The organism is Enterobacter sp. 168J2 (assembly GCF_034107265.1).
In the GTDB taxonomy this organism is placed as follows: Bacteria; Pseudomonadota; Gammaproteobacteria; order Enterobacterales; family Enterobacteriaceae; genus Enterobacter; species Enterobacter nematophilus.
The window spans coordinates 115,763-131,482 of record NZ_JAWNEB010000011.1; the positions used below are offsets into that span (position 1 = coordinate 115,763).

14 protein-coding genes and 1 rRNA gene are annotated in these 15,720 nt (G+C 53.7%); 8 read left to right on the forward strand and 7 right to left on the reverse strand.

Features of this window, described 5'->3' with window-relative positions:
* Positions 1-311: 311 nt before the first annotated feature.
* The 4 genes from glnA to USG84_RS20765 all read left to right on the forward strand — a co-directional run bounded on the left by glnA (position 312) and on the right by USG84_RS20765 (position 4,586).
* Positions 312-1,721 carry a glutamate--ammonia ligase gene (gene glnA / locus USG84_RS20750; RefSeq protein WP_008501856.1) on the forward strand — a complete coding sequence of 470 codons (1,410 nt, stop codon included), beginning with the start codon at positions 312-314 and terminating at the stop codon, positions 1,719-1,721.
* A 169-nt stretch (positions 1,722-1,890) separates the two neighbouring features.
* Positions 1,891-2,940 carry a nitrogen regulation protein NR(II) gene (gene glnL, locus USG84_RS20755; protein WP_014172250.1) on the forward strand — a complete coding sequence of 350 codons (1,050 nt, stop codon included), beginning with the start codon at positions 1,891-1,893 and terminating at the stop codon, positions 2,938-2,940.
* Positions 2,941-2,951: 11 nt separating this feature from the next.
* Positions 2,952-4,364 (forward strand): nitrogen regulation protein NR(I), encoded by a 1,413-nt coding sequence (gene glnG / locus USG84_RS20760; protein ID WP_028014893.1) that lies wholly within the window; start codon positions 2,952-2,954, stop codon positions 4,362-4,364.
* 111 nt (positions 4,365-4,475) lie between these two features.
* A complete protein-coding gene (locus tag USG84_RS20765) occupies positions 4,476-4,586 on the forward strand; it encodes a YshB family small membrane protein (protein WP_023331639.1) in 111 nt (36 codons plus the stop codon).
* Between the two features lie 53 nt (positions 4,587-4,639).
* Here the strand turns inward: USG84_RS20765 and hemN are convergent, their stop codons facing one another.
* Together hemN and yihI are read right to left on the reverse strand one after the other, a co-directional pair.
* A complete protein-coding gene (hemN, locus tag USG84_RS20770; RefSeq protein WP_151412554.1) occupies positions 4,640-6,013 on the reverse strand; it encodes an oxygen-independent coproporphyrinogen III oxidase in 1,374 nt (457 codons plus the stop codon).
* Positions 6,014-6,201: 188 nt separating this feature from the next.
* Entirely contained in the window at positions 6,202-6,717 is a 516-nt protein-coding gene (gene yihI, locus USG84_RS20775) for a Der GTPase-activating protein YihI (RefSeq protein WP_151412555.1), read from the reverse strand.
* 577 nt (positions 6,718-7,294) lie between these two features.
* Between yihI and yihA the strand changes: the two genes are divergently transcribed.
* A complete protein-coding gene (yihA, locus tag USG84_RS20780) occupies positions 7,295-7,924 on the forward strand; it encodes a ribosome biogenesis GTP-binding protein YihA/YsxC (RefSeq protein ID WP_061096546.1) in 630 nt (209 codons plus the stop codon).
* 312 nt (positions 7,925-8,236) lie between these two features.
* On the opposite strand, the gene polA is transcribed toward yihA, so the two are convergent.
* On the reverse strand, positions 8,237-11,029 hold the full coding sequence (polA, locus tag USG84_RS20785) for a DNA polymerase I (RefSeq protein WP_151412556.1): 2,793 nt from the start codon (positions 11,027-11,029) through the stop codon (positions 8,237-8,239).
* A gap of 440 nt (positions 11,030-11,469) precedes the next feature.
* On the opposite strand from polA, the gene USG84_RS20790 reads away from it, so the two are divergent.
* Positions 11,470-12,378 carry an acyltransferase gene (locus USG84_RS20790; RefSeq protein WP_151412562.1) on the forward strand — a complete coding sequence of 303 codons (909 nt, stop codon included), beginning with the start codon at positions 11,470-11,472 and terminating at the stop codon, positions 12,376-12,378.
* Positions 12,379-12,401: 23 nt separating this feature from the next.
* Here the strand turns inward: USG84_RS20790 and dsbA are convergent, their stop codons facing one another.
* From dsbA to USG84_RS20805, 3 genes are all read right to left on the reverse strand, one after another.
* Positions 12,402-13,025, reverse strand: a complete 624-nt coding sequence (dsbA, locus tag USG84_RS20795) for a thiol:disulfide interchange protein DsbA (protein ID WP_028014899.1) — start codon at positions 13,023-13,025, stop codon at positions 12,402-12,404.
* Between the two features lie 27 nt (positions 13,026-13,052).
* The gene (locus USG84_RS20800) at positions 13,053-14,039 is read right to left on the reverse strand and encodes a serine/threonine protein kinase (RefSeq protein WP_151412557.1); all 987 of its coding nucleotides are present in this window, start codon (positions 14,037-14,039) and stop codon (positions 13,053-13,055) included.
* A 75-nt stretch (positions 14,040-14,114) separates the two neighbouring features.
* Positions 14,115-14,384: a YihD family protein gene (locus tag USG84_RS20805; RefSeq protein WP_151412558.1), complete on the reverse strand. Its 270-nt coding sequence runs from the start codon at positions 14,382-14,384 to the stop codon at positions 14,115-14,117.
* Positions 14,385-14,452: 68 nt separating this feature from the next.
* Here USG84_RS20805 and mobA point away from each other — a divergent pair, with 68 nt between their 5' ends.
* Entirely contained in the window at positions 14,453-15,037 is a 585-nt protein-coding gene (gene mobA, locus USG84_RS20810) for a molybdenum cofactor guanylyltransferase MobA (RefSeq protein ID WP_253543454.1), read from the forward strand.
* Positions 15,034-15,537: a molybdopterin-guanine dinucleotide biosynthesis protein MobB gene (gene mobB / locus USG84_RS20815; protein WP_151412559.1), complete on the forward strand. Its 504-nt coding sequence runs from the start codon at positions 15,034-15,036 to the stop codon at positions 15,535-15,537. Before mobA ends, mobB begins: the two co-directional genes overlap by 4 nt.
* 97 nt (positions 15,538-15,634) lie before the next feature.
* Here mobB and rrf read toward each other — a convergent pair.
* A 5S ribosomal RNA gene (rrf, locus tag USG84_RS20820) occupies positions 15,635-15,720 on the reverse strand; the annotation flags it as partial.

The following is a 15,720-nucleotide window of genomic DNA, read 5'->3' on the forward strand; positions in this document are numbered from 1 at the left end:
TCACAAACATCCCCCGCAAACAAGTATTGCAGAGATGCTTTGTGATCGCTTTCACGGAGCGGTAAAAGGGCACCTTAACGTAAATTGCACCAATATGGTGCTCAATGTTCACATTGAAGCACTATACTGGTGCAACAAATCCATCGTGGTGCAGCCCTTTTGCACTATGGTGCGCATGATAACGCCTTTTTGGGGTGTTTTAAAAGTTGGCACAGATTTCGCTTTATAAAAAATACATGGCAACAGCCAGTACCAACAGAAATTGAAGACCTCGTTACCACGACGACAATGACCAATCTGGAGAGTTAAGTATGTCCGCTGAACACGTTTTGACGATGCTGAACGAACATGAAGTGAAGTTTGTTGATCTGCGCTTCACCGATACCAAAGGTAAAGAACAGCACGTCACAATCCCTGCTCATCAGGTGAACGCCGAATTCTTTGAAGAAGGCAAAATGTTTGACGGCTCCTCCATTGGTGGCTGGAAAGGCATTAACGAATCCGACATGGTTCTGATGCCAGACGCAACCACTGCGGTCATTGATCCGTTCTTCGAAGAACCAACCCTGATCATCCGCTGCGACATCCTCGAGCCAGGCACGCTGCAGGGCTACGACCGCGACCCACGTTCTATCGCAAAACGCGCTGAAGAGTATCTGCGTTCTACCGGCATCGCGGACACCGTTCTGTTCGGGCCAGAGCCAGAATTCTTCCTGTTCGACGACATCCGCTTCGGTGCCTCTATTTCTGGCTCCCATGTGGCTATCGACGACATCGAAGGCGCATGGAACTCTTCCACCAAATACGAAGGTGGTAACAAAGGTCACCGTCCTGGCGTGAAAGGCGGTTACTTCCCGGTTCCTCCGGTCGACTCTGCACAGGACATCCGTTCCACCATGTGTCTGGTGATGGAAGAGATGGGCCTGGTTGTTGAAGCGCACCACCACGAAGTGGCGACTGCGGGTCAGAACGAAGTGGCAACCCGCTTCAACACCATGACCAAAAAAGCGGACGAAATTCAGATCTACAAATACGTTGTGCACAACGTAGCGCACCGTTTCGGTAAAACCGCGACCTTCATGCCAAAACCAATGTTTGGCGACAACGGTTCCGGTATGCACTGCCACATGTCTCTGTCCAAGAACGGTACCAACCTGTTCTCTGGCGACAAATACGCCGGTCTGTCCGAGCAGGCGCTGTATTACATCGGTGGTGTTATCAAACACGCTAAAGCGATCAACGCCCTGGCGAACCCAACCACCAACTCCTACAAGCGTCTGGTCCCGGGCTACGAAGCGCCAGTGATGCTGGCCTACTCTGCGCGTAACCGTTCTGCTTCTATCCGTATCCCGGTGGTAGCGTCTCCGAAAGCGCGTCGTATCGAAGTGCGCTTCCCGGACCCAGCGGCTAACCCATACCTGTGCTTCGCAGCGCTGCTGATGGCCGGTCTGGACGGTATCAAGAACAAGATCCACCCAGGCGAAGCGATGGACAAAAACCTGTACGACCTGCCGCCAGAAGAAGCGAAAGAGATCCCACAGGTTGCTGGCTCTCTGGAAGAAGCCCTGCAGGCGCTGGACGCAGACCGCGAGTTCCTGACTGCGGGTGGCGTATTCACTGACGACGCTATCGATGCTTACATCGCCCTGCGTACTGAAGAGAACGACCGCGTGCGTATGACTCCGCATCCGGTTGAGTTCGAACTGTACTACAGCGTTTAATTTAGTTGTTTTACCCGGCGTGAAAAGCGCCGGGGGTAGTTGCCGTGGAAACTTTTAGCCCATCTCCGGATGGGCTTTTTTCTCCACCAACAACCTGATATCACGCGCTTTTTACGCCGAAACCGCTATACTGCACTAAAACAGTGCAACGAATCCAGGAGACTGCTGAATGGCAACTGGCACGCTGCCCGATGCTGGGCAGATCCTCAATTCTTTGATTAACAGCATCCTGCTGGTCGACGACGAGCTGGCCGTCCATTACGCCAACCCGGCGGCGCAACAGCTGCTCGCCCAGAGTTCACGCAAACTGTTTGGCACCCCGCTTCCTGAGTTGTTGAGCTATTTCTCGCTGAATATTGGCCTGATGCAGGAGAGTTTGCAGGCCGGTCAGGGGTTCACCGATAACGAAGTCACGCTGGTGATCGACGGGCGCTCACATATTCTTTCCCTTACCGCGCAGCGTTTGCCGGAAGGACTGATCCTGCTGGAAATGGCGCCGATGGATAATCAGCGTCGCCTGAGCCAGGAGCAGCTTCAGCATGCGCAGCAAATTGCCGCCCGTGACCTGGTGCGAGGTCTGGCGCATGAAATCAAAAACCCGCTGGGTGGGTTACGCGGCGCGGCGCAGCTTCTGACCAAGGCGCTGCCCGATCCCGCGCTGGCGGAGTACACCAACGTCATCATTGAGCAGGCGGACCGCCTGCGTAACCTGGTCGATCGCCTTCTCGGGCCGCAGCAGCCGGGTATGCACGTTTCAGAAAGCATTCATAAAGTCGCGGAACGGGTGGTGAAGCTCGTCTCGATGGAGCTGCCGGAGAACGTCACGCTGGTGCGTGATTACGACCCAAGCCTGCCGGAACTGGCGCATGACCCGGACCAGATTGAGCAGGTCCTGCTGAATATCGTGCGCAATGCGCTGCAGGCGCTGGGGCCGGAAGGCGGCGAGATTATTTTACGCACCCGCACCGCCTTCCAGCTCACGCTGCACGGCGTGCGCTATCGTCTGGCGGCACGCATCGACGTTGAGGATAACGGTCCCGGCATTCCTTCTCATCTGCAGGACACCCTGTTCTACCCGATGGTGAGCGGGCGCGAAGGCGGTACGGGACTGGGCTTATCTATCGCCCGCAGCCTGATCGATCAGCACTCCGGAAAAATTGAATTTACCAGTTGGCCGGGACATACCGAGTTTTCGGTTTTCCTGCCGATTAAAAAATAAAGGTGACGTTTATGCAACGAGGGATAGTCTGGGTAGTCGATGACGATAGCTCCATCCGTTGGGTGCTTGAACGCGCGCTCACAGGGGCAGGATTAAGCTGCACGACGTTTGAGAGCGGCAGCGAGGTGCTCGACGCACTCACCACCAAAACGCCGGACGTACTGCTCTCGGATATTCGCATGCCGGGCATGGACGGGCTGGCGCTGTTAAAGCAGATCAAACAACGCCATCCGATGCTCCCGGTCATCATAATGACCGCGCACTCCGATCTGGATGCCGCGGTGAGCGCCTATCAGCAAGGGGCGTTCGATTATCTGCCCAAACCGTTTGATATCGACGAAGCGGTGGCGCTGGTAGAGCGCGCGATTAGCCACTACCAGGAGCAGCAACAGCCGCGCCACGCCCCCGATTTTGGGCCAACCACTGACATCATCGGCGAAGCGCCGGCGATGCAGGACGTGTTTCGCATTATTGGCCGTCTGTCTCGTTCGTCCATCAGCGTGTTGATTAACGGCGAATCGGGCACGGGTAAAGAGCTGGTGGCGCATGCGTTACATCGCCATAGCCCGCGGGCAAAAGCGCCGTTTATCGCCCTGAACATGGCGGCGATCCCGAAGGATTTGATTGAGTCCGAGCTGTTCGGCCATGAAAAAGGGGCGTTTACCGGCGCGAATACCATTCGGCAGGGGCGCTTTGAGCAGGCTGACGGCGGCACGCTGTTCCTGGACGAAATCGGCGATATGCCGCTGGACGTTCAGACCCGCCTGCTGCGCGTGCTGGCCGACGGACAATTTTACCGCGTGGGCGGATATGCGCCGGTGAAGGTGGACGTGCGCATTATCGCCGCGACCCACCAGAACCTGGAGCTGCGCGTGCAGGAGGGGAAATTCCGTGAGGATTTATTCCACCGCCTGAACGTCATTCGCGTTCATTTGCCGCCGCTGCGCGAGCGTCGGGAAGATATTCCTCGCCTGGCGCGTCATTTCCTGCAGGTGGCAGCCCGCGAGCTGGGCGTGGAAGCCAAGCAGCTTCACCCGGAAACCGATGCTGCCCTCACCCGCCTGGCGTGGCCGGGCAACGTGCGTCAGCTGGAAAACACCTGCCGCTGGTTAACCGTGATGGCCGCCGGTCAGGAAGTGCTGATTCAGGATTTACCGGCCGAGCTGTTTGAGGCCACCGCGCCAGAAAGCAGCACCGGGCACGCGCTGCCGGACAGCTGGGCGACGCTGCTGGCGCAGTGGGCCGACCGCGCGCTGCGTTCCGGTCATCAAAACCTGCTGTCTGAGGCTCAGCCAGAGATGGAGCGTACGCTGTTGACCACCGCGCTTCGTCATACGCAGGGCCATAAGCAGGAAGCCGCGCGCCTGCTGGGATGGGGACGTAATACCCTGACGCGCAAGCTGAAAGAGCTGGGAATGGAGTGATCTCACTCCGCTGTGTAAAGGTTATTAATTGAGCGCAAATTGCCGTTATTTTGCGCTTTACTGTTCCGATGAGTTTTGTATGATCGTGCCCGGAAATTGGGGGTGTAGATCATGCTGGAAACATTAGTCAATATGCTCTCTAGCGGGGCAGTTGAAAGCCACACGCCACAAACCGCCGTTGCGGCGGTGCTGTGCGCGGCGCTGGTTGGGCTGTTTAGCTAGCGGGTTAGAAACGTAAAAGCCGGGTGGCGGCTTCGCCTCACCCGGCCTACGTTTCAAATCACTCGTGAGAACTGCTGCATACGCGCTTTCTGACGCAGATACGCGTCAAAGCACATGCAGATATTACGGATCAACAGACGCCCTTTCGGCGTGACCTCAATTGAACTCTCCGATATATCCACCAGCCCGTCTTTCGCCAGCGGCGCAATCAGCTTCAGGTCTTCCGCAAAATATTCGCTGAACGTCAGCTCCCACTGTGCTTCCACGTCGCTAAAGTCGAGACGGAAGTTGCAGATAAGCGCCTTAATCACATCGCGACGAATGCAGTCGTCACGGGTCAGCGCGATGCCGCGCCACAGCGCGTTGCCGGTTTCATCTACCTGCTGGTAGTAGAGCTTTAGCTCTTTCTGGTTCTGCGCGTAGCAGTCACCGATCATGCTGATGGCAGAGACGCCCATGCCGAGCAGATCGGTATCGCCCTGGGTGGTGTAACCCTGGAAGTTACGGTGCAGTACCCCTTCGCGCTGGGCAATCGCCAGCTCGTCGTCCGGACGGGCAAAGTGATCCATGCCGATAAACTGATAGCCGCTCTCGGTCAGCGAGGTGATGGTTTCCTGCAGGATATCCAGCTTCTGCTGGGCAGAAGGCAGATCCGCATCTTTAATTTTGCGCTGAGCGGCGAATAGCGTCGGCAGGTGCGCGTAGTTAAAGACGCTGAGGCGGTCCGGGCTGAGTTCAGCCACGCGCTTCAGCGTAAAGGCGAAGCTCTCCGGCGTCTGCTTTGGCAGGCCGTAAATCAGGTCGATGTTGGTCGAGGTAAATCCGATGTCACGTGCGTGGTTGAGTAAGGCGAAGATAAACTCTTCGTCCTGCTCGCGGTTCACCAGACGCTGCACCTCTTTATTGAAATCCTGCACGCCCATGCTCAGACGGTTGAAGCCTTCCGCACGTAAATGATCCAGGACATCCAGCTCAATTTCACGCGGATCGACTTCGATCGAGATTTCGGCGTCGTCGTTAAAATTGAAATTTCCGCGCAGCAGCGTCATCAGGCGGCTTATTTGCGCCTTATTAAGATAGGTGGGCGTGCCGCCGCCCCAGTGAAGCTGGCTGACGTGACGACCTTTAAACAGCGGCGCGCGGTGCACAATTTCCTGTTCGAGCGCATCGAGGTATTGGTCGGCTTTATGCTGCTGACGGGTCACGATTTTATTGCAGCCGCAGAAGTAGCAGAGCTTGTGGCAGAACGGAATATGGACGTAGAGCGACAGCGGACGTTCTGGATAGCGCGCGACGGCCTGCTGAAAATCCGCCTCGCCGAAGGCATCGGAGAACTCCAGCGCGGTGGGGTATGAGGTATAACGCGGCCCGGAATAGTTATACTTCTGGATTAGGGCCAAATCCCAGTCGATAGTTGGTGCTGACATGCTCACTCCTTCCGTTGGTGTCGCGTTCGTATACGGCGGCCCGTTCTGGCCCCATCGCGGGCCATCATTCGGGTGCGCAGCCACTTCTGTCGCCGCGACAACCGCCGTAGTTTAACGAATAACCACACCAGATAACATATAACCGGAAGGGTTATAAGCAGGACTATCGTGCCTGCCGGGTGCAAATGTTAGTTTCCACCTTTCAGAAGACGCATCATATCTTCCTGCTTTTCTTCTTCCTCTTCGTCGTCTTCGTCATCGTAAGACAGGCCCAGCTTCTGCATCAGCTCATCAATGCGGTCCAGTTTGGCATCTACCCATGACTGCTCTTCGGCGGTCAGGGTTTCACCCTCTTCAAGACGTTCCAGCAGCGCATCCAGGCGCTCATCGTTCTCCAGCATATCCAGCTCAGCCTGCGGTGAAAGCATAGGTTTCTCGCTCTTTGGTTTGTGCTGCTTAGTGACCGGGGTGTCTGACACGCCCAGTGGAATGGGAGTTTTACTGCCGATACGAGGATCTTTCTGCTGCTTGCTTTTTGCAGAAGCGCCCGCTGCACCACCGCCGTTTGCACGGCTACCCGCAGCATGGCCACGATGCTTCTTATCGCGTTTGCGATCGCGCGCTTCCTGGTTCAGTTCTTCGCGCGTTTTGCGGCGTGCTTTTGCAGGGCGTTTTGCGCCCGCAGCGGAGGTTGGTTTTTTCATGATGTTTTATCTTTAAGTCGTTTTCTTCAGTATAGAATTGCGGCGAAATCTAGCAGAAAGCAAGCAAAGAAAAAAGGCGACAGAGCAATCTGTCGCCTTTTTTCCTGACTCACAACCCTTAACGGGTCAGACATTCCATGTTTACCAACAACACACCCTGTTTATCCTTTGGCTGATACCGTCCGTGTATGGTTCCATTTCCTGTTAAAACGCCTCCAGGCGCTGGTCGTCCTGACTGTCCTGCGTCTTCGCCTCCTGGCGCTCCTGACCCTAATCCTTAAGTCTAATTCCTGTTGGCTTCCTCGCCCTGACGCATACTTTACCTTGTTCGCGTAAACTGACAAGCAACGAAACGGTACAAAACGAGATTTTCAGACAATTACCCGGAAATAAGCTTATGATTTAAAACAGTTTGGCTTTTTTGACACCTGCGAATTCTCTGAAATCTCCCATAGCAACATTAGCCGATCTCTCACAACGGTTTGGGCATTCGCCTGCAGGCCTGGTGCAATGAGAAAAGCCTTTTGCCCGCATTCGGGTATAATCCCTCCAGATTACGATTTTTGGAGACGACCACGTGACTACCTGGAACTACCAACAGACGCATTTTGTCACCAGTGCGCCCGATATTCGCCACCTGCCTTCTGATACCGGTATTGAAGTGGCATTTGCTGGCCGCTCAAATGCGGGGAAATCCAGCGCCCTGAATACGCTGACCAATCAGAAGAACCTGGCGCGTACCTCAAAAACACCTGGCCGTACCCAGCTGATTAACCTCTTTGAAGTGGCTGAAGGCAAACGCCTCGTCGACTTGCCGGGATACGGTTATGCGCAGGTGCCAGAAGAGATGAAGATCAAATGGCAGCGTGCGCTGGGCGAATACCTGGAAAAACGCCTGTGCCTGAAAGGTCTGGTGGTGCTGATGGATATTCGTCACCCGCTAAAAGATCTCGATCAGCAGATGATCGACTGGGCCGTAGCAAGCGATATTGCCGTGCTGGTCCTGCTGACGAAAGCCGACAAGCTGGCAAGCGGCGCGCGTAAAGCGCAGGTGAATATGGTTCGCGAAGCGGTACTGGCCTTCAATGGCGACGTACAGGTTGAGCCCTTCTCTTCGCTGAAAAAACAGGGCGTGGACAAGCTGCGTCAGAAGCTCGACAGCTGGTTTAACGAGCTGGAACCCGCAACAGAAGCGGAAGCAGAGTAATACCGAGCGCGGCAATGTCCGCGCTTTTTTTTGCCCGAACTTTTCTTTGCCACAATAAAAAACGCCCCAGTCATTACTGACTGGGGCGGCTAAAATATTCAGCCAAATCCGATTACGTGAAGTAAAAGGTCTGAAAGATAGAACATCTTACCTCTGTACCCTACGTCGATAACTCTACCCCTTTTTTTGCTGTAGAAAAAGCACTTTTTGTAGTTTTTTTTCATTCTTTACATAGGGAATTCTAATGATCGTCACAAAACGCGCGTTGTTATGTTGCTAACTTACATAAAACGCGCGTTATTCATTGAACCTTTAGTGAGCCTGATCCCAGTTTTCACCACTTCCCACTTCCACCAGCAACGGCACGTCAAGCGTCATGCTGCTTTCCATCAGTTCGTGGATCTTTTTCGACACAATATCGAGATCGTCTTTGTGCACTTCAAACACCAGTTCATCGTGTACCTGCATGATCATTTTCACGCGCGGCTTCTCTTTCTCGAGCCAGGCATCCACGGCAATCATGGCGCGCTTGATGATGTCCGCCGCGGTTCCCTGCATCGGGGCGTTGATCGCCGCACGCTCTGCGCCAGCGCGGCGCGCCGCGTTGCTGGATTTGATGTCCGGGAGATAGAGACGACGGCCATCCAGGGTTTCAACGTAACCTTTCTCTTTCGCCTGCGCGCGGGTGCGTTCCATATAGTCCAGCACGCCCGGATAACGCTCGAAGTAGAGATCCATATACTTCTGCGACTCTTTGCGCGGAATGTTGAGCTGGCGTGAAAGGCCAAACGCGCTCATGCCGTAGATCAGACCGAAGTTGATCGCCTTAGCACTGCGGCGCTGTTCGTTGGTCACGCTCTCCAGCGGCAAACCGAAGACTTCAGCCGCGGTCGCACGGTGGATATCTTTCCCTTCCGCAAATGCCGTCAGCAGACCTTTGTCGCGGGACAGGTGCGCCATAATGCGCAGCTCAATTTGCGAGTAGTCAGCCGAGACAATCAGGTAATCCTCTGGGGCGATGAAAGCCTGACGAATGCGGCGCCCCTCTTCATTACGCACCGGGATGTTCTGCAGGTTAGGATCGGTCGAAGAGAGACGCCCCGTAGCCGCGACAGCCTGATGATACGACGTGTGCACGCGACCCGTTTTCGGGTTGATCATCAGCGGAAGTTTATCCGTGTAGGTAGACTTCAGCTTCGCGAGACCGCGGTACTCCAGAATCACTTTTGGCAGCGGATAGTCCAGCGCCAGCTCTTCCAGCACCTCTTCAGAGGTTGACGGCGCGCCGCCAGGGGTTTTCTTCAGCGGCTTGATGCCCTGCTTTTCAAACAGGATGGTTTGCAGCTGTTTCGGTGAAGAGAGGTTAAACGGCTCGCCTGCAAGATCGTGCGCTTTTTGCTCAAGCTCGGTCAAACGCTGCGCCAGCTCGCCAGAGTGGTTATGCAGCACCGTTGGATCGATCTTAACGCCGTTGCGCTCAATACGGGACAGCACGGGCACCAGAGGCATCTCAATATGCTGGAAGACGTTCAGCGGACCTTCGTGCTTTTGCAGTTTCGGCCACATCTTCAGGTGCAGCTGCAGCGTGACGTCGGCGTCTTCCGCCGCATAGCGCCCTGCTTCTTCAAGAGCAATCTGGTTAAAAGTGAGCTGATTTTTCCCTTTACCGGCAATCTCTTCAAAGGTGATGGTTTTGTGCTTGAGCCAGCGGTCAGATAAGGAATCCATATCATGACGGCCCGCCACGCTGTCCAGAATATAGGATTCGAGCATGGTGTCGAAGGCAATCCCGCGCAGCTCAATGCCGTAGTTCTGCAGAATGCCGCGGTCGTACTTGAGGTTTTGCCCGACCTTCAGCGCCTTTTCGTCTTCCAGGATCGGCTTCAGCAGCTCAAGCACGCGCTCGCGGGAGATCTGCTCCGGCGCATCCAGGTAGTCGTGCGCCACAGGAACGTAGGCGGCAACACCCGGCTCTGTCGCAAAGGACAATCCCACCATATTGGCTAAGATGTTGTCGAGGCTGTCTGTTTCAGTGTCAAAGGCAAAGACCGGCGCTTTTTTCAGTTTTTCGATCCAGGCGATCAGCTGCGACTCTTCCAGAATGGTTTCGTAGTTGTCGAAGCAGAGCGCGGCGGCTTCTTCTTCCGCCTGCTCTTCGGCATCAACGACAATCGTCTCCTTCGGCTTAGCAGCAGGTTTAGCCCCTTTTGCCTGCAGCCATTTACCGGCTTCTACGTCAGTGGTCCAGCGCTTGAATTCGTATTTCTTAAACAGGCTCAGCAGGTCGTCAGCGGAAGGCTGTTGCACTTCCAGCTGCTCACAGCCCAGCTCCAGTTCCACATCGGTTTTGATCGTTGCCAGCTTATAGGAGAGATAAGCCACTTCTTTATTCTCTTCCAGCTTCCCGGCCATGGTTTTTGCGCCACGGAAGGAGAGGCCGGCGATTTTGTCTGATTCCGCGTAGAGCGTGTCCAGGCCACCCAGCCCCTGAAGCAGCGCCTGCGCGGTTTTTTCACCGACGCCGGGGACGCCAGGGATGTTATCCGAGGAGTCGCCCATCAACGCGAGGAAGTCAATAATCAGCTCTGGCGGCACGCCATACTTAGTGACCACTTCTTCTGGCCCCAGAATGGTGTTGGTCATGGTGTTTATCAGGGTGATACCTGGCGTCACCAGCTGGGCCATATCTTTATCACCGGTGCTGATCAGCACCGGACGGCCCATTTTTTCTGCTTCACGCGCCAGCGTACCGATGACGTCGTCGGCTTCTACGCCAGAGACGGCCAGCAGCGGCAGGCCCATTGCTTTCACCATGGCGTGCAGCGGCTCAATCTGCGCACGCAGATCGTCAGGCATTGGTGGACGATGGGATTTGTAATGCTCAAACAGCTCATCGCGGAAGGTTTTGCCTTTCGCATCAAAAACCACAGCCGCATGGGTGGGCTGATACTGAAGGATCAGGCTGCGCAGCATGTTCAGCACGCCGTACATTGCGCCGGTAGGTTCCCCTGCGCTATTGGTCAGAGGAGGAAACGCATGGTACGCCCGATACAGGTAAGAAGAGCCGTCGACGAGAATAAGTGGGTTTTCTGGGATCTGAACCATAATGTCCGTGCCTTTAATCAATTTATGCGTAAAGGATGCCACAGAAGGATGAAAACATCAGTTATTCAGGTTCGATAGAGGAAAAGATTTTACGATCGTGAGGATCGCTCGCAAAATTCAAACTGTGGATAAGTTTGTGAATATTTTCACTTCAAATGAAAAACAGATACTTAAAGCAGGCGCACGCTGAGAATAAATCATTAAATATCATTCAGTTAATGGCTAACACTGCATGATAACAGCCTGCTGATGGCAATTTAGTCTATGTGGATATAAGTCCTGATTAGCGCACAATATTAGAGAAATCTTCTGCGTCAGGGGAAAAGCCGTCAATTGACGATATGAAAGCGCCATTATTTTGTCATTTTTCTGATAAAATCAGCGCCCTGCGCCGAATTATTGGCCGCTCCATTATAGCTAACCACCTGAAAAAGCTCATCATGTCGAGATTACTCGCTGCAATAACATTACCGCTAAGCATCATTTTAACTATTCTGGTGACGGTTGCCTGTTCTGTGCCGATCATTATCGCCGGGATCGTTAAACTGCTGCTGCCTGTGCCTGCGGTGTGGCGATCCGTCTCTGCTTTTTGTAATTTCATGATGTATTGCTGGTGTGAAGGACTGGCGATCCTGCTGTGCCTGAACCCGCATCTTAAATGGGATGTCGAAGGGCTGGAGAGCCTGAACAAAAAGAACTGGTACCTGCTGATCTGCAACCATCACAGCTGGGCAGACATCGTGGTGTTATGCGTGCTTTTCCGCAAGCATATCCCGATGAACAAATACTTCCTGAAGCAGCAGCTCGCCTGGGTGCCTTTTATCGGGCTGGCCTGCTGGGCGCTCGATATGCCGTTTATGAAACGCTATTCGCGCAGCTATTTGATTCGTCATCCGGAGCGTCGCGGTAAGGATGTGGAGACCACGCGCCGTTCCTGTGAAAAGTTTCGCGCGCATCCAACAACCATCGTGAACTTTGTTGAAGGCTCCCGGTTTACGGAAGATAAACGTCAACAAACACGCTCCCCTTATCAGAACCTGCTTCCGCCAAAGGCGGCGGGTATTGCGATGGCGCTTAACGTGCTGGGTGCACAGTTCGATAAACTTCTGAACGTTACGCTCTGCTATCCGAAAAATGACACGACGCCATTTTTCGACATGCTCAGCGGCAAGCTGACGCGCATTGTTGTTCGGGTGAATTTAGTGCCGATAGATGCCGGGCTGCACGGTGACTACGTAAACGATAAGAATTTCAAACGTGGTTTCCAGCAGTGGCTTAATACGCTCTGGAAAGAGAAAGACGAACAGATAGACAGCATTAAATCTTCATACAAAAACGCCGGTCAGTGACCGGCGTTTTCATATCAACAAAATTACTTCTTCTCAACCAGGTATTTCACGGTGTCAGCATACTGCTGTACGAAAATATCCATGCTGCTGGTGTCCATGCCCTGCATGTTCAGCTGATATTTGCCGTTAACAAACATCGCCGGAACGCCCTGAAGCTGCAGATCAGCAGCCGCTTTTTCCTGCTGAGCAACCAGAGATTTCACGACAAAGCTGTTCCACGCGGCGTCGTACTCTTCACCTTTCACGCCGGCATCAACGAACACTTTGCGGATATCCGCAGTGGTTTGAACGGTCTGGGTTTTCTGTACGGCTTCGAACATTGGAGCAGTGATTTTATCTTCCACGCCCAGCGCCATCGCAACCGCCCACGCCTGAGTCAGGTCTTTACCCAACGGGCCCAGGAACTCAACGTGGTACTTGGTCATTTTGGTGCCTTCCGGCAGCTTTTTCTTCACGTTGTCAGATACATGCAGCACTTCTTCGAATTGATAGCAGTGCGGGCAGTAGAACGAGAAGAACTCCAGAACCTGTGGCTCGCCAGCAACCGGCTTTTCCAGCGTGATAAACTGTTTACCGTCGGTAAACTGCGCAGCAGAAGCGCTAAATGCCAGAATCATACCTGCCAGCGCCAGCCAAATTTTTTTCATGATTAACTCTCTCCTGGGTGTGTCCAATTAATACATCGGCGTTAATTGCAGAGGGGGTTCCTGAAGAACCTTAACCTGCTGAGTGAATGTAGATATCTGGCTGCGCCAGTAATCTTCTCCGGTAAGCCACGGGAAATTACGGGGAAATGCGGGATCGTCCCAACGCCTGATTAACCATGCGAGATAATAAACAAAACGCATCGCACGTAAAGGCTCAATCAGGGCAATTTCGTCTGAATTAAACGGGCTAAATTCTTCATAGGCTTCAATAATCGTTTCAAGCTGCATGCGCTGCTCGGCTTTGTCCCCATTCAGCAGCATCCACAGATCCTGAACCGCTGGTCCCATGCGCGCATCGTCGAGATCGACAAACAGCGGGCCGTCGCGCCAGAGAATATTTCCGGCATGACAATCGCCGTGCAGGCGCAGAACGGAAATATCATCACGCCAGCAGGTTTTCACCGCAGCAATAAGCTTATCGGTGGCGTTAAGGAAATCATCCTTTAACGCAGCGGGGATCAGCGCAGATGTTTCGAATATCTGACGCGGTTCAGTGAGATATTCCTGAATCCCGATCGTTGGTCGGGCAGTGTACGCTGTTTTACGTCCCGTCTGATGAATGCGTCCCAGATAGCGAGCAACCCACTCCATCTGATCGATGTTATCCGCTTCAAACTGGCGGCCACCCAAACTGGGGAATACGGCGTAGTAAAACCCTTCGTGCGTGAGCAGCGTTTGGTTATTGAACTTTATCGGCGCGGCAACGGGAACGTCATCAACCTGCAGATCGTGAGCAAACTGGTGCTCCTCCTGAATTTGCTGTGCAGACCAACGTTCAGGGCGATAGAACTTTACGACGAAGCGCTGACGATCCTCGTCCTGAAATTGATAGACGCGGTTTTCGTAGCTATTTAATGGGGTTAGCCCGGAATCCACACGAATACCCTGTTCAAACAGGGCATCCATAATGGTATCCGGGTGTAGTGTCTGGAAAGTAAAAGCCTGGTCGTTCATCCGATCATCCGGAAATTATACGAATGATTCAGGATATCATCTTGTAGCGATTTCGGTGGCTCCGCTTACAAGCTTTTACTCTTTAATTACGCCTCGGGCGCGCAGCAATGCCGTTTTAAAATCTTCCTCATAATCCTTCTGAATACCAGGAATAACAGCATCTTTGGCTGAGTCGCGCATTTTGAGGTGGTAGATCAGGATGTCGTCAGAAAGGTCTGCCAGCTCGCCGTCAAAACCTGACTCTTTTGCCAGTTTCTGTAAGAATTGCAGCAGATTCAGCTCTGGCTCTTTTTGCCAGGCTGGCTGGAGGAGTTCAATAACTTCATTCAGACGTTTACATTTCATGGTGGTGCTCCTTTCATTTAGAGTGACACGTTAGCAGGGTCAATCCCACAATAAAAGAGGCGATATTCGTGAATCTTAGCCTGGAAATAACCGGGGTCGTTCTGGCAGGTGGCAGAGCAACGCGGATGGGGGGGAAAGATAAGGGGCTCCAGCGCCTGAATGGCAAACCCTTATGGCAATGTGTCGCAGATACGCTCGCAGGCCAGGTGACGACAATGGCCATCAGCGCTAACAGGCATATCGACACCTATCAGCGCAGCGGGTACGCCGTTTATCAGGATAACCTTGAGGATTACCCGGGGCCGCTGGCCGGTATGCTCTCCGTTATGCAGCAGTCAAACGGAGAGTGGTTTCTGTTCTGCCCCTGCGATACCCCGCTTATTCCATCCTGTCTTGTTGAGCGTCTGGTTAAGCTTCGTGGCACTGCGCCCGTGGTCTGGGTGCATGACGGCGAACGCGACCATCCTGCTATTGCCTTAATGCACCGATCGCTGGTGCCCGCTCTGCAGGAGTATCTGGCGGCGGGAGAGCGCAGGGTGATGGTCTTTATGCGCCAGTCTGGCGGCCATTCGGTTGATTTTAGCGATCTCACGTCTGCGTTTGTGAACGTGAATACATGTGAAGATTTGCAGAGGATGCAGGAGAAGAGATGATACCCGTTTTAGCTATTTCCGCATGGAGCGGCACAGGTAAAACCACGCTGCTGAAGAAGCTGATCCCTGTGCTTTGCGTTAAAGGTCTTCGCCCCGGATTAATTAAGCATACGCACCATCATATGGATGTCGATAAGCCGGGCAAAGATAGCTATGAATTGCGCAAAGCAGGTGCCGCACAGACAATGGTGGCAAGCAACCAGCGCTGGGCTTTGATGACAGAAACACCGGATGAGGCGCCGCTGGATCTCGCATATCTGGTCAGCCGAATGGATCACGCCACGCTTGATCTGGTGCTGGTTGAGGGGTTTAAGCATGAGGCCGTGCCTAAGATCCTGCTGTTCAGAAGCGATGCCGGGCATGATGTTAGCGAGTTAACGCTGGATGAGCATGTAATTGCGGTGGCGAGTGATGTTGTATTGCCGCTTAAAGTTCCGGTGCTGAATTTGAATGATGTGGATGGGATTGCAGAATTTGTTGTGAAGTGGTGTGCGGTCTGACTTGGCGGGTAGAGGCTTCGCCTTACCCGGCCTACGTTTGTGCAGCGCAGAAACGCAAAAAGGCCATCCTTGCGGATGGCCTCTTCACTTGTTTGATGCCTGGCAGTTCCCTACTCTCACATGGGGAGACCCCACACTACCATCGGCGCTACGGCGTTTCACTTCTGAGTTCGGCATGGGGTC

Bases quoted from the DNA above. Each gene is read 5' to 3' on its own strand.
- hemN (WP_151412554.1), bottom strand. From the start codon at position 6,013: ATGTCAGCACCAACTATCGACTGGGATTTGGCCCTAATCCAGAAGTAT.
- dsbA (WP_028014899.1), bottom strand. From the start codon at position 13,025: ATGAAAAAAATTTGGCTGGCGCTGGCAGGTATGATTCTGGCATTTAGC.
- USG84_RS20765 (WP_023331639.1), top strand. From the start codon at position 4,476: ATGCTGGAAACATTAGTCAATATGCTCTCTAGCGGGGCAGTTGAAAGC.
- glnG (WP_028014893.1), top strand. From the start codon at position 2,952: ATGCAACGAGGGATAGTCTGGGTAGTCGATGACGATAGCTCCATCCGT.
- glnA (WP_008501856.1), top strand. From the start codon at position 312: ATGTCCGCTGAACACGTTTTGACGATGCTGAACGAACATGAAGTGAAG.
- USG84_RS20800 (WP_151412557.1), bottom strand. From the start codon at position 14,039: ATGAACGACCAGGCTTTTACTTTCCAGACACTACACCCGGATACCATT.
- USG84_RS20790 (WP_151412562.1), top strand. From the start codon at position 11,470: ATGTCGAGATTACTCGCTGCAATAACATTACCGCTAAGCATCATTTTA.
- yihI (WP_151412555.1), bottom strand. From the start codon at position 6,717: ATGAAAAAACCAACCTCCGCTGCGGGCGCAAAACGCCCTGCAAAAGCA.
- mobB (WP_151412559.1), top strand. From the start codon at position 15,034: ATGATACCCGTTTTAGCTATTTCCGCATGGAGCGGCACAGGTAAAACC.
- glnL (WP_014172250.1), top strand. From the start codon at position 1,891: ATGGCAACTGGCACGCTGCCCGATGCTGGGCAGATCCTCAATTCTTTG.
- USG84_RS20805 (WP_151412558.1), bottom strand. From the start codon at position 14,384: ATGAAATGTAAACGTCTGAATGAAGTTATTGAACTCCTCCAGCCAGCC.
- polA (WP_151412556.1), bottom strand. From the start codon at position 11,029: ATGGTTCAGATCCCAGAAAACCCACTTATTCTCGTCGACGGCTCTTCT.